This window comes from Variovorax sp. LG9.2, assembly GCF_035018885.1.
In the GTDB taxonomy this organism is placed as follows: Bacteria; Pseudomonadota; Gammaproteobacteria; order Burkholderiales; family Burkholderiaceae_C; genus Variovorax.
Genome location: NZ_JASJXB010000002.1, coordinates 67248 through 80581 on the forward strand (window position 1 = coordinate 67248; position 13334 = coordinate 80581).

15 protein-coding genes are annotated in these 13334 nt (G+C 61.4%); 9 read left to right on the forward strand and 6 right to left on the reverse strand.

Going from position 1 to position 13334, the window contains the following annotated elements:
* Positions 1-12: 12 nt before the first annotated feature.
* From QN413_RS02375 to QN413_RS02385, 3 genes are all read left to right on the forward strand, one after another.
* The gene (locus QN413_RS02375) at positions 13-882 is read left to right on the forward strand and encodes a Kdo hydroxylase family protein (RefSeq protein ID WP_323495068.1); all 870 of its coding nucleotides are present in this window, start codon (positions 13-15) and stop codon (positions 880-882) included.
* A 62-nt stretch (positions 883-944) separates the two neighbouring features.
* Entirely contained in the window at positions 945-1433 is a 489-nt protein-coding gene (greA, locus tag QN413_RS02380; protein WP_187052194.1) for a transcription elongation factor GreA, read from the forward strand.
* Between the two features lie 35 nt (positions 1434-1468).
* Positions 1469-1894: a DUF4149 domain-containing protein gene (locus QN413_RS02385; RefSeq protein WP_323495069.1), complete on the forward strand. Its 426-nt coding sequence runs from the start codon at positions 1469-1471 to the stop codon at positions 1892-1894.
* 58 nt (positions 1895-1952) lie between these two features.
* Here QN413_RS02385 and QN413_RS02390 read toward each other — a convergent pair whose 3' ends face one another.
* Together QN413_RS02390 and QN413_RS02395 are read right to left on the reverse strand one after the other, a co-directional pair.
* Positions 1953-2672: a glycosyltransferase gene (locus QN413_RS02390; protein WP_323495275.1), complete on the reverse strand. Its 720-nt coding sequence runs from the start codon at positions 2670-2672 to the stop codon at positions 1953-1955.
* Between the two features lie 62 nt (positions 2673-2734).
* The gene (locus QN413_RS02395) at positions 2735-3214 is read right to left on the reverse strand and encodes a YhbY family RNA-binding protein (RefSeq protein ID WP_187052192.1); all 480 of its coding nucleotides are present in this window, start codon (positions 3212-3214) and stop codon (positions 2735-2737) included.
* A 20-nt stretch (positions 3215-3234) separates the two neighbouring features.
* Here QN413_RS02395 and QN413_RS02400 point away from each other — a divergent pair, with 20 nt between their 5' ends.
* The 6 genes from QN413_RS02400 (at position 3235) to QN413_RS02425 (ending at position 9330) form a co-directional block, all read left to right on the forward strand.
* Positions 3235-3903 (forward strand): RlmE family RNA methyltransferase, encoded by a 669-nt coding sequence (locus tag QN413_RS02400; RefSeq protein WP_323495070.1) that lies wholly within the window; start codon positions 3235-3237, stop codon positions 3901-3903.
* Positions 3904-4080: 177 nt separating this feature from the next.
* A complete protein-coding gene (ftsH, locus tag QN413_RS02405) occupies positions 4081-6000 on the forward strand; it encodes an ATP-dependent zinc metalloprotease FtsH (RefSeq protein WP_323495071.1) in 1920 nt (639 codons plus the stop codon).
* Between the two features lie 60 nt (positions 6001-6060).
* Complete coding sequence (gene folP, locus QN413_RS02410; protein ID WP_416352121.1) at positions 6061-6969, forward strand: dihydropteroate synthase; 909 nt, start codon at positions 6061-6063, stop codon at positions 6967-6969.
* Positions 6966-8303 carry a phosphoglucosamine mutase gene (glmM, locus tag QN413_RS02415; protein WP_323495072.1) on the forward strand — a complete coding sequence of 446 codons (1338 nt, stop codon included), beginning with the start codon at positions 6966-6968 and terminating at the stop codon, positions 8301-8303. The genes folP and glmM overlap by 4 nt, the downstream gene beginning before the upstream one ends.
* An 8-nt stretch (positions 8304-8311) precedes the next feature.
* Entirely contained in the window at positions 8312-8854 is a 543-nt protein-coding gene (locus QN413_RS02420; protein WP_323495277.1) for an MOSC domain-containing protein, read from the forward strand.
* Entirely contained in the window at positions 8851-9330 is a 480-nt protein-coding gene (locus tag QN413_RS02425) for a GNAT family N-acetyltransferase (protein ID WP_323495073.1), read from the forward strand. The genes QN413_RS02420 and QN413_RS02425 overlap by 4 nt, the downstream gene beginning before the upstream one ends.
* 30 nt (positions 9331-9360) lie before the next feature.
* On the opposite strand, the gene QN413_RS02430 is transcribed toward QN413_RS02425, so the two are convergent.
* The 4 genes from QN413_RS02430 to QN413_RS02445 are packed head-to-tail and all read right to left on the reverse strand — an operon-like array spanning position 9361 to position 13333.
* Complete coding sequence (locus QN413_RS02430) at positions 9361-10632, reverse strand: acyl-CoA dehydrogenase family protein (RefSeq protein WP_187052187.1); 1272 nt, start codon at positions 10630-10632, stop codon at positions 9361-9363.
* A gap of 28 nt (positions 10633-10660) precedes the next feature.
* The gene (locus tag QN413_RS02435) at positions 10661-11767 is read right to left on the reverse strand and encodes a phosphotransferase (protein WP_323495074.1); all 1107 of its coding nucleotides are present in this window, start codon (positions 11765-11767) and stop codon (positions 10661-10663) included.
* A gap of 7 nt (positions 11768-11774) precedes the next feature.
* Positions 11775-12494, reverse strand: coding sequence for a Crp/Fnr family transcriptional regulator (locus QN413_RS02440; RefSeq protein WP_187052185.1), 720 nt, complete (start codon positions 12492-12494; stop codon positions 11775-11777).
* A 59-nt stretch (positions 12495-12553) separates the two neighbouring features.
* On the reverse strand, positions 12554-13333 hold the full coding sequence (locus tag QN413_RS02445) for an oxepin-CoA hydrolase, alternative type (protein WP_323495075.1): 780 nt from the start codon (positions 13331-13333) through the stop codon (positions 12554-12556).
* Between the last annotated feature and the right edge of the window lies 1 nt (position 13334).

Here is a 13334-nt window from a genome sequence, read left to right on the forward strand (position 1 = left end):
GGGGAGTGCGCTATGGACACGCAGCTTGTAGAGCTCGATGTCGCCGACTGGACTGCGGCGAAGCCGAACGATGCGTGGATCGCGGCGTTGGAAGCGGGCAAGGTGCTTTATTTTCCGCGCCTCGGATTCGAGTTACTGCCGGAAGAGCGGGGCCTGTTGACGCCGGCCGTTCTTTCGCCCGATGTGCGCAATATCAGCCTGAACGCCGATGGCAAGCTCAAGGGCGCAGCCGGCGACGATGCGGTACAGCGCGCCGCCGCCGCTATGGTGTCGCGATTTCGTGAGCAGGCGCAGCAGCTCATACACGGGCTGTTGCCCCACTACACGCCCGCGTTGCGACTCGCGCCCACGAGCTACCGGCCAGCGCAGGTGGAGACGCGAGTACAGTCCTGGCGCGCCGACGACAAGCGGCTGCACGTCGATTCGTTTCCCTCTCGGCCCAACTACGGCGAGCGCATCCTGCGTGTGTTCGCCAACGCCAACCCAGACGGACTGCCGCGGGTCTGGCGGGTGGGTGAGCCATTCGAGGCAGTGGCTGCCCGCTTCTTGCCGCGGACCAAGCCCTATGTGCGATGGCAGGCCAAGCTGATGCGGGCTTTGCGCGTGACCAAGTCGCTGCGCAGCGAATACGACCACCTCATGCTGCAGTTGCACGACGGCATGAAGTCCGATCTGGAATACCAGAAGACCTCGCCGCAGCAAACCGTGTCGTTCCCTGCGGGGTCGGTGTGGGTCTGCTTTTCGGACCAGACATCTCATGCGGTCATGTCAGGCCAGTACATGCTGGAGCAGACGCTGCACCTTGCTCCTGCCAAGCAATACAATCCGAATTCGAGCCCGCTCGCCATACTGAGCCGGCTGACCGGACGCAATCTCGTCTGACCTGTCCCCAACCGACCGCCGAACGGTATCGTTCGGCGGTTTCGTTTTCTGGAGCAACAAACGTGGCTACTCTTTCGACAACCATCCCCATCACCAAGCGCGGCGCCGAGAAGCTGCGCGAAGAACTGCATCGCCTGAAGACGGTTGAACGGCCTTGGGTCATCAACGCTATCTCCGAGGCGCGTGCGCAAGGCGATCTCAGCGAGAACGCCGAATACGAAGTCGCCAAAGACCGCCAGGGCTTTATCGAAGGCCGCATCCAGGAGGTCGAAGGTAAGCTGTCGGCCGCACAGATCATCGATCCGACCGAGGTCGACGCCGGTGGCAAAGTCGTCTTTGGCTCGACAGTCGAGCTGGAAGAAGAAACATCCGGCGAAGTCGTGAAGTACCAGATCGTTGGCGAAGACGAAGCCGACTTGAAGCTCGGGCTCATCAACATCTCCAGCCCGATTGCGCGTGCGCTTATCGGCAAGGAAGAGGGCGACACTGCGGAGGTGCAAGCGCCTGGCGGGCTGAAGCGCTACGAGATCATGGGCGTCAGCTACGTCTGATTCTGAAGACTCCGAGAGCAGAGACTTTTGCCGCAATGAAAGACCGATTCGCACTGCTGCTCGCCTCCTTTTGGTGGGGAAGCCTCACGACAACCGGCTTTTTGGTGGTGCCTATGGCATTCGCCAAGCTTGGCAGCCCGGCGGTCGCCGGCAATTTTGCAGGGCAGTTGTTTGCTGCGCAGACTTGGGTAGCTTTGGGCTGCGGCATTGCACTGCTGACTTACTTTCGATCGAAGATGGTCGATGGCGTGGCGCCGGCAATTCGAATCGCGATCTCTTTGATCGTCGTTGCACTCTTGCTCGCCCTGATGCAGGAGTACGCCGTTTCGCCCCGCATCCTGGCGCGCGACGACCTCAAGCTCTGGCACGCCGTCGGCAGCGGCATGTATCTGGCGCAATGGGCTCTTACAGCAGTCCTGCTCTGGCGTATGGCGCCCTCAGCGCAAAAACCCGCGGCCTGAAACTTGGGTCATTGCTGAGCCACTGCAGCCCAAGCGACCGCGGGCGGCTGCGAAGCCGCTACTCTTTCCAGTAACGCGCAACCCAGTTCGCGGGCCGGATGTAGCGAAACAACCGGTTGCGTCGTCCCGCAAGCGCATCGGGCGGATTGCATTCACCATGAAAAATCATGATCCGCGAACCGTCGGGCACGAAGGGTTCACGCCACAAGTTGGTCGGGAATGGCGGAATCCCGTGGTACTTGAAGCTGGGGCACCACTGCGTCGGCCAGTAGTTGAGCTTGTGCTGTCGGTACAAAAAATCCGACAGATAGCGCTGTTCGTTTCGAAACTCGTCCTGAACTTTCTCCGTATTGGCACGAAAGTAGTCGAGCACATCGGCGTGGGCACCCAGCTCGAATCGATACACCGACGAATTGCCGGTGATGCGCTCGCGCCGCCAGGGCCGCGCGTAGTCATGAATGATCAGGAATTCACCGGGCTGCTCGAAGAACGCATCGAGACCGCCTACGACGACCACGTCGACATCCAGGAAAAGCGCCGTACCGCTTAGACCGTACAGATCGGCAGAGAAGGTGGTCAGCTTTTTCCAGGCGCCGTCACGCTGGCCGGGCGCGAGGCTCAGGTCCAGCGGAGGGATCGGAAGGCACAAGACTTCTGGCCGTATGCCGGCGCCATCGTCCGTTAAACAGACAAATTTGAAGTCGCCGCTCAGATGGCGCCGCACCATCGCATAGAGCCGGTTGACGTATTCAGGGCCGTACTTCGTTCCCCACTTCATGCAGAGGATGTGGCGCTGGCCACCCGACTTCGCAGGCGACAGCGACGGGCTCGCAGGCACGCTCAGTCTGCCTGGCGGCGCTTCTTGGCCGACAGTGGCCGCTTGGCCTTCGCCCGCTTGATGGTGCCGCCGGGGGTCAGGCGCTGGTTGCCGAGCACGCGAAGCGTCTTGATCTCGGGGCGCTGACCGAAACGCTTGCTGTACTTGACGATCTTGACGTCCCGCGGGCCGGGCATGCGGTCTTCGTCGACTTCACGTTCTTTCTCGACCTTGGGGCGCCAGAGCACCAACAGCTTACCGATGTGCTGGATAGGTGCGGCGCTGAGCTCGTCGGCCAGCGTTTGCATCATGGCTTCGCGAGCGACGCGGTCGTCCGAGAAAACACGCACTTTGATAAGGCCGTGCGCTTTCAGGGCGGCGTCGGCCTCCTTTAAGACGGCAGGGGTGAGCCCGTCGCCACCGACCATGACGATCGGATCGAGGTGATGCGCTTCGGCGCGATGCACCTTGCGTTGTGCGGGGGAAAGTTGAATGGCAGGCATCCCCGTATTATCGAGCGTAGATGAATACCAAAACCACGGGCAAGAAGGTCAACAAGGCTTGGCTGCACGATCACATCAACGATCCGTACGTCAAGCTCGCGACCCGGGAGGGCTATCGTGCTCGGGCAGCCTACAAGCTCAAGGAGATTGACGAGACGCTGGGGCTGATCAAAGCGGGGCAGTTGGTGGTCGACCTCGGCTCCACGCCTGGCGCTTGGAGCCAGTACGTCCGGCGGCGCATGTCTCCGGGTGGCGCAGCGGCCGGGGCGTTGCAGGGCACGATCATCGCGCTCGACTTGCTGCCGATGGAACCGATCGAGGGCGTCACTTTTCTTCTCGGTGATTTTCGGGAAGATGCGGTGGTTGACCAATTGAAAATCGTCATGGGCGGGCGGCTGGCAGATGTGGTCGTGTCCGATATGGCTCCAAACCTGTCCGGCATTGCTTCGGCCGACACCGCTCGAATCGAGCATCTGGTCGAGCTTGCTATCGAGTTTGCACAGAACCACATGAAGCCAGAAGGCGTTTTGGTCGCCAAGGTATTTCACAGCGGGGGTTACGACACGCTGGTCAAGCTGTTTAAAGCGAACTTCAGAACGGTCAAGCCCATCAAACCCAAGGCGTCGAGGGACAAATCTTCCGAGACGTTTTTGGTTGGCATGGGTTTGCTGGGCGCACGTACGGAGTGAAGCGTGCGCACCGTTTTGGGCAATGCCCTTGAATTTGCCTCAAACCCGTGCCGGCCCTATGGCTGCTATAGGTAATTTCCGGGGTTTCGCAGCTTGAAAAGCCTAAAATAAGCTGCAGTTGCGTTGTCTACCGCGCGTTTTCATTTTTCTGTCACGCGCTTCCGACTGGAGTTTTGTTTGAACAATCAGTGGTTTTCAAAAGTTGCCGTCTGGCTCGTCATCGCGATGGTGCTGTTCACTGTTTTCAAACAGTTCGACACACGCGGCGCGGCAGGCGCCAACAATGTCGGTTATTCGGACTTCCTTGAAGAAGTGCGCGGTAACCGCATCAAGAGCGCGACCATTCAAGAGGGACAGGGCGGCAGCGAGATCGTGGCGGTCACCAACGATGACCGAAAGATCCGCACCACCGCGACCTACCTGGACCGTGGTTTGGTCGGCGACTTGATCGCCAACAACGTCAAGTTCGACGTCAAGCCGCGTGAAGAAGGCTCGCTTCTCATGACACTACTGGTCAGTTGGGGGCCCATGCTTCTGCTGATCGGCGTCTGGGTCTATTTCATGCGACAGATGCAGGGCGGCGGCAAGGGCGGTGCATTCAGCTTCGGCAAGAGCAAGGCTCGCATGCTGGACGAGAACACCAACACGGTCACCTTCGCCGACGTCGCGGGTTGCGACGAAGCCAAGGAAGAAGTGAAGGAAGTCGTCGATTTCCTGAAGGACCCCGCACGATTCCAGAAACTCGGCGGCCGCATTCCGCGTGGCTTGTTGCTGGTCGGCCCTCCCGGCACCGGCAAGACACTGCTTGCTAAGTCGATCGCCGGCGAAGCGAAGGTTCCGTTCTTCTCCATTTCCGGTTCCGACTTCGTCGAAATGTTTGTCGGTGTGGGCGCAGCACGGGTGCGCGATATGTTCGAGAACGCCAAGAAGAACGCGCCTTGTATTATCTTCATCGATGAAATCGACGCGGTCGGTCGCCAGCGTGGCGCCGGTCTTGGCGGTGGCAACGACGAGCGCGAACAGACCTTGAACCAGATGCTGGTCGAGATGGACGGTTTCGAAACCAATCTCGGCGTGATTGTTGTGGCGGCGACCAACCGCCCGGACATTCTGGACGCTGCTCTGCTCCGCCCGGGTCGTTTCGACCGTCAGGTGTATGTGACGCTACCGGACATCCGCGGGCGCGAGCAAATTCTTGCCGTGCACATGCGCAAAGTGCCGCTCGGCCAGGACGTGAACCCGAATGTGATCGCACGTGGCACGCCCGGCATGTCCGGCGCCGACTTGGCGAATCTCTGCAACGAAGCCGCTTTGATGGCCGCCCGCCGCAATGCCCGCGTGGTCGAAATGCAGGACTTCGAAAAGGCTAAAGACAAGATCTTCATGGGCCCCGAGCGCAAGAGCATGGTCATGCCCGAAGAAGAACGTCGCAACACGGCGTATCACGAGTCGGGTCACGCGCTTCTCGGCAAGCTCCTGCCCAAGTGCGACCCGGTGCACAAGGTCACCATCATTCCGCGGGGCCGTGCCTTGGGCGTGACGATGAGCCTGCCCGCGCAAGACCGCTATAGCTATGACCGTGAGTACATGCTGAACCAGATCAGCATGCTATTTGGTGGCCGCATTGCTGAAGAGGTGTTCATGCACCAGATGACAACTGGGGCGAGCAACGACTTCGAACGTGCGACGCAAATCGCGCGTGACATGGTCACCCGCTACGGCATGACCGAGTCGCTTGGCCCGATGGTCTATGCCGAGAACGAAGGCGAAGTGTTCCTAGGCCGCTCGGTCACCAAGACGACGACCATGAGCGAGCAAACCATGGAAAAGGTCGACGCCGAAGTGCGCCGCATCATCGACGACCAGTACGCCATGGCGCGTCGGCTGATCGAAGAGAACAGCGACAAGATGCATGCGATGGCCAAGGCCTTGCTCGAATGGGAAACCATCGACACCGAGCAATTGGATGACATCATGGCCGGCAAGGCGCCGCGCCCACCGAAAGACTGGACGCCACGCGTACCACCTTCAGGCAGCGGTGGTGGCAGCGGCGGCGCGCCGACGGTTCAACCCGATCCGGCGCCGACCGCGGCCTGAGGTGAAATTCGCAGCAGCGATGAACGGGGCCTCTGGCCCCGTTTTTTATTGGGCGAAGCAATGGGTGGCGACCAAATGATGGCGCTCGCTGAACAGCCGTTGTCGTCGAGGCTGTACTGGCAGACCACGCGCTTCAAAGTCGACCTCACGCAGCCTCGCGTGATGGGCATCGTCAACGTGACTCCCGATTCGTTTTCCGATGGCGGACAACACGCTTCGACCGAAGCGGCATTGCGGCACTGTGAGCACTTGGTCGAAGAGGGCGTGGACATTCTCGACATTGGCGGCGAGTCGACACGGCCCGGCAGTCCCGCGATAGGGCTGCAAGAAGAGCTTAATCGCGTGCTTCCTGTGCTGCGCGAGGCGCTGAAGTTAGGACTACCGGTGTCGATCGATACGTACAAGCCCGAAGTGATGAGCGCTGCGCTCGATCTGGGTGTCGACATCGTCAACGACGTGTGGGCTCTGCGGCAGCCTGGTGCGCTGGAAGTGATCGCTGCGCATCCGTCGTGCGGTGTTTGCCTGATGCACATGCACCGCGATCCGCAGACGATGCAGGCACTGCCGATGGAGGGCGACGTTGTCGCGCCCGTACTGTCGTTTTGGGCGCAGCGTACAGCGGCGCTTCGGGCGCTGGAGGTTGCAGCGGAGCGTATCGTGCTGGATCCAGGCATCGGTTTCGGCAAGACCGTTGCGCAGAATTTTTCATTGCTTGCGCGTCAGCGCGAGTTGATTGCGGTGGGTCGTCCGCTGCTCGTTGGTTGGTCGCGCAAATCTTCGCTCGGCGCAGTAGCGGGCATCGAATCGGCAGCGGCGCGCATGGTGCCGAGCGTCGCTGCGGCGGTACTGGCGGCCGAGCGTGGCGCTTCGGTCCTGCGCGTGCACGATGTGCGCGAAACCGTCGCGGCACTTGCCGTCTGGCGCGCGATGAAAGCAGAAAAACAACCAGCACAGGAGCAGTCGACATGACCAGAAAATACTTCGGAACCGATGGCATTCGCGGCACGGTCGGCCAGCCGCCGATCACGCCGGATTTCGTCTTGCGTCTTGCGCACGCAGTCGGCCGCGTGCTTAAAAAAACCGAATCGCGTCCGCGAGTGCTTATCGGCAAAGACACGCGAATCTCGGGTTACATGCTCGAGTCGGCACTCGAGTCGGGTTTCAATTCGGCAGGCGTCGATGTGGTGCTTTTAGGGCCGTTGCCGACGCCTGGCGTGGCTTACCTGACACGCGCCCAGCGCGCCAGCCTGGGCGTGGTGATCAGCGCCAGCCACAATGCTTTTCCCGACAACGGCATCAAGTTTTTCAGCGCACAGGGCACAAAGCTGGACGATGAGTGGGAGCTGGCGGTCGAGACTGCGCTCGAAGAAGCGCCCGTGTGGGCCGACTCGGCGCAACTTGGCAAGGCCCGACGTCTCGGCGATGCGGCGGGTCGGTACACCGAATTTTGCAAGAGCACCTTCGCCTATGACCTGACGCTGCGCAACATGAAGCTCGTGGTCGATGGCGCCCACGGCGCTGCTTATCAAGTCGCACCTCAGGTCTTCCATGAGTTGGGCGCCGATGTCACCAGCATCGGCTGCGCGCCCGATGGGCTCAACATCAACAAGGACGTCGGTGCGACGCACCCGCAAGCGCTGATCCAGGCGGTAAAGGACCGTGGCGCCGATTACGGTATTGCGCTCGACGGTGACGCCGACCGATTGCAACTCGTCGACTCGACCGGTCGTCTTTTCAACGGCGACGAACTGCTGTACCTGATGGTGGCGGAACGCATCGGACGGGGCGAGAAGCCAGTGGGGGTAGTCGGCACGCTGATGACCAACAAAGCCGTCGAAGTCGCCCTGCGCAAACTCGGCGTCGAATTCGTACGCACCAAGGTCGGCGATCGCTATGTGCTGGAAGAACTCGAAAAGCGCGGCTGGTTGCTGGGTGGGGAAGGCTCGGGCCATTTGCTCGCCCTCGATCGGCATACGACAGGCGACGGCATCGTCAGCGCGCTGCAGGTGCTGCAAGCCTGCGTGCGTAGCGGAAAGACGGTCGCACAGTTGCTGGAGGGTGTGACGCTCTTTCCGCAGACGCTGATCAACGTGCGGGTCGCTCCCGGGCAGGACTGGCAGACCAATGCGGCGCTCGCGAAAGAAAGCGAACGCGCTGAAGCGAAGTTGGGCGACGCCGGTCGCGTGCTGATTCGCGCCAGTGGTACGGAGCCCGTCGTGCGCGTGATGGTCGAGGCGCGCAACGCGCAAGACGCCGAAAGCTTTGCGCGGCGCATTGCCGCCACACTGGAAACCGCCGATTGAGCACGCAGATCGTGCCGTTGGTGAATGCCGTGCACGCAAGTGACGGGCACAGCTTCTCCAAATTTACAGAGCCGTCGATCACGCTCATAGCGGGAATCGGAGTCGCCGGAGATGCGCATGCCGGCCTGACCGTCAAGCATCGCTCTCGCGTTGCCAGAGATCCACATGCGGTCAACTTGCGGCAGGTTCATCTGCTGCACGCCGAGTTGTTCGATGAGTTGATCGAGGCGGGATTCGCGGTGTTTCCGGGCGACCTCGGAGAGAACATCACGACGCGCGGGATCGATCTGCTGGCACTGCCGAGCGGCGCACGCCTGGTGATCGGGCGCAGTGCTGTGGTCCAAGTCACCGGGCTGCGCAATCCATGCAGTCAACTTAATCGATTTCAGCCGGGGCTCATGACTGCGACGTTGGGCAAGGATGCCGACGGTCGTCTGGTCCGCAAGGCGGGAGTGATGTCGATCGTCGTGGCGGGCGGCGAAGTGCGCGCAGGCGATCCGATCGGCATCGAATTGCCCGCAGGCAAACTGAAACGATTGGAGCCGGTGTGATCGAAGTTTTCATTGCGGACTACCGCATTCCGGCACAGATCGCAGCAGTCGTCAGCCTGTTGGACAGCTACGCACGCGATCCTGCGGGAGGTAACGTTGGATTGGCCGAAGACATCAAGCAGGACCTTCCTGCAGCCTTGGCCGCGCGGCCGCAGATGTTCAGTGTGCTGGCTTTTGACGACGGTGAACCGATCGGGCTGGTCAACTGCATAGAAGGTTTCTCAACCTTTGCATGCAAACCATTGGTCAACGTGCACGACGTCGTCGTGTTGGAGAGCCATCGCGGCCGGCACATCGTGCATCGCATGTTCGCTTGCGTAGAGGCCGAGGCGCGCACGCGTGGCGCCTGCAAACTCACGCTCGAGATGCTATCGGGCAACCAGCCAGCCCTGCGCGCGTACGAGCGCGAGGGCTTTGCTGCGTTTCAGCTCGATCCGTCCTTCGGCACGGCACTTTTTCTACAAAAGAGGCTGTAGAAGAAGGCTTGTCGATCAGCGGCGCGACGGTTAGAAGCGCGTGACCGGCGCTTCGATGTCGCGCTTTTCCACCGCGTACTTGCCCAACTCCCACTTCGCGATCGCATTGCGGTGCACTTCGTCCGGACCGTCCGCAAAGCGCAGCGTACGCGCGCCAGCATAGGCGTAGGCGAGCGGAAAGTCGTCGCTCATGCCGCCGCCGCCGTGAACCTGCATGGCCCAGTCGATGACCTGGCACGCCATCGTCGGTGCCACGACCTTGATCATCGCGATCTCGTTGCGGGCGACCTTGTTGCCTGCCGTGTCCATCAGCCAGGCGGCCTTCAGCGTGAGCAGCCGGGCCATGTCGATCTTGCAACGCGCTTCGGCGATGCGTTCTTGCGTGACGGTTTGCGACGCAACGGTCTTGCCAAAAGCCACACGCGAAGAAGCGCGCTTGCACATCAGCTCGAGCGCGCGTTCCGCCAGGCCGATCAGTCGCATGCAGTGGTGAATGCGTCCGGGGCCAAGGCGACCCTGGGCGATCTCGAAGCCGCGGCCTTCACCGAGCAGAATATTGTCGATCGGCACACGCACGTTCTCGAACGTCATCTCGACGTGGCCGTGTGGCGCATCGTCGTAGCCCATCACGTTGAGCGGTCGAACGATCTTGATGCCCTTGGCGTCGGCGGGCACGATCACCATGCTCTGCTGCGAATGCTTCGCGGCTTCGGGATCGGTTTTGCCCATGGTGATGAACACGGCGCAACGCGGATCGGCCGCGCCGGAAATCCACCACTTGCGGCCGTTGATGACATAGTCGTTGCCATCGCGCTCGATGCGGGTTGCGATGTTTGTGGCATCGCTGGACGCGACGTCGGGTTCGGTCATTGCAAAGGCTGAACGGATCTGACCCTCGAGCAGTGGCTTGAGCCAGCGTGCCTTGATATCTGTCGAGCCGTAGCGCGCAATGGTTTCCATGTTGCCGGTGTCGGGTGCCGAGCAATTGAAAGCTTCGCTCGCCCATGGCACCGCGCCCATGATTTCGGCCAGCGGCGCGTATTCCTGATTGGTCAGGCCCGCGCCGTCATAGCCAGAAGCCGACGCGCTGTCGACTGGCAGGAACAGGTTCCAAAGGCCTTGGGCCTTGGCTTTTTCCTTCACCTTTTCAACCGTTTTGAGAGCCGTCCACCGCTTGCCGGCTGCGGTGTTGGCGGCCAGTTCGGCGGTGTACTCGGACTCGGCCGGGTAGATGTGTTCCTGCATGAACGCGCTGACGCGCTTTTGCAGTTCCTTGGTTTTGGAGGAATACTCGAAGTCCATCTTTTGTCTCCTTGGGTAAATAGGGTGGTCAGGCGCGCTGTGCGAAGTCCCAGGCCATCTCGGCCATGGGGCGGGCGCCGCGGGCAGACGCTACGGCTTGCTCGCTCGATGCGGTGCCGGCCTCGACCCGCTTCGCGATGCCTTGCAGGATGGCCGCCATGCGGAACAGGTTGTAGGCCTGGTAGAAGTTCCAGTCCTCTGCGAGCGCCTCGGGTGTAGTGAACTGCGTGCGCTTGCAATAACTCGCGATGTACTCTTCCTCGGTCGGAATGCCCATGCTCTTGTGGTCCAGCCCGCCGATACCGCGGAACGAGCCCGGCGAAATGTGCCAGGACATGCAGTGGTAGCTGAAGTCGGCAAGAGGATGGCCCAGCGTCGAAAGCTCCCAATCGAGCACGGCAATGGCACGTGGCTCTTTGGCGTCGAACATGAGGTTGTCGAGACGGTAGTCGCCATGCACGATGGAGATCATCTTTTCGTCACGCGCGCTTGCGGGGATATGTGTCGGGAGCCAATCCATCAGGCGCGCCATGGCATCGATAGGTTGCGACATCTCGCCCTTGCCATCGGCGGAAGCCACGTACTGCTTGCTCCAGCGGCCTATCTGACGCTCGAAGTAATTGCCTGGCTTGCCGTAGCCAGCCAGCCCACGCTCGGCGAACTTGACGGTGTGCAAAGCGGAGATCACGCGGTTCATCTCGTCGTAGATTGCACTGCGATCAGCGTTGCTCATACCGGGCAAAGATTGATCCCACAGCACGCGTCCGGCCATGAACTCCATGACATAGAAAGCGCGACCGATCACGCCTTCGTCTTCGCACAGGCAGTACATGCGTGGCACCGGCACATCTGTGCCTTGCAAACCGCTCATGACTTTGTATTCGCGTTCGACCGCGTGCGCCGAAGGCAGCAACTTGGCGACCGGGCCCGGCTTGGCGCGCATCACGTAGCTCTGGGATGGCGTCAGTAGTTTGTACGTCGGGTTGGACTGCCCGCCCTTGAACATCTCGATGGTCAGTGGGCCCTTGAAGCCGTCGAGGTTCTTCTCGAGCCACGCGGAAAGTGCGTCGATGTCGGGGGCATGCTGTGGGGACACCGCGCGGGTGCCGATGAAGTTACTGAAGTCCTGGGTCATGGCGCGCTCAAACGTCGGCTTCGGAAATGCGCATCAGCGCGGGACGGTCGAGCACCACGAGGCCACCTGGCTCGATCCGGATGACGTCCTCGCGCTCCATCGCCTTCAACTCCTGGTTGACGCGCTGACGCGATGCACCGAGCAATTGCGCGAGCTCTTCCTGTGCGAGGTGAAGACCGATGCGCATCTGGTTGCCGTCCGACAAGCTTGCGACCCCATAGCTGCGCACGAGGTGAATGAGCTGCTTGGCCAGCCGCGCACGCAAGGGCAGGGTGTTGAGGTCTTCCACCAGGCCGAACAACTGGCGGATGCGCCGCGCCTGCAGCCGCATTAAGGCTTCGTACAACTCGACGTGCGCCGCGAGGATCTTCTGGAAGTCGGCGCGCGCAACATTGAGCGTCGTGGTGTCGCCATGCGCGTACGCATCGTGCGTGCGCCGGTCCCCGTCGAACATCGCCACGTCGCCGAACCAGATGCCCGGCTCGACGTAAGTCAGCGTGACTTGCTTGCCAGACACCGCTGTCGAGCTGACGCGCACAGCGCCCTTGGCGCAGGCGATCCACTGCTCTGGCGGATCCCCGCGTGCAGCAAGTAGTTCGCCGTCTTTGTAGCGTTTGACGAAAGCGCATCGGAGGATGTCGTGGCGTAAAGAGGGGGAAAGGGAGGAGAACCAGCGACCGTTGTTGATCGCTTCACGTTCTTCGATGGTAAGAATGGGGTCGTCCATTGGTCTGTCCTGTCGGCGACTGAAAGGCTGAGGGTTGTCACGGGAGTGACCGGACCCAATCAAGGGTACTGCGGCGTCTCTTTGGCAAGGAAGGCGGCGATGCCGATGCCGGCGTTCGGATGATGCAGGTTGCGCACGAACTGATCGCGCTCGGCAGAAAGCTGTGACGACAAAGTCGCTCCGCGTCCATCGCTGAGCAGCTCCTTGATGCTGGCCAACGCATTCGGTGCCCGCGAGTTCAAACGTTCTGCGAGCGCCAGGGCTGCAGCCAACGCCTGGCCGCTTCCAGCGAGTTCGTTCACCAGGCCGAGCGCATGGAGGCGTTCGGCTGCTATGCGTTGGCCACCCATCAACCATTCGCTCGCCAATTGCCGAGGCAACAGTTGGGCAAGATGCCAGCTCAAGCCGCCGTCGGGAGACAAGCCGATGTTGCTGTACGACGCTGCGAACACCGCGTCGCGTGCAGCGACGACGAAGTCGCATGCCAGCGCCAGCGAGAACCCGGCTCCCGCGGCCGCGCCTTCCACCGCGGCGATCACCGGCTTGGGAAACGTGCGGATCGAGTCGATCCAGTTGTGCAAGCCTTCTATGCTTTCCGCCTGCACGGATGGTTCTCGATCGCGGTTGGCAGACAGGCGCTGCAGCGAGCCGCCGGCGCAGAACCATGCGCCCTCGCCGACGATCACGACGCTGCGGATTTCATCGCTGCTTTCGGCGCCGTTGAGTGCTTCGATGCCTGCGGCATAGATCTCCGGACCGAGCGCATTGCGTTGCGACGGATTCGAGAGCGTCAGCACCATGGTGCGGCCTTCGCTCGTACTCTTGAGTTCAGCGGTCATC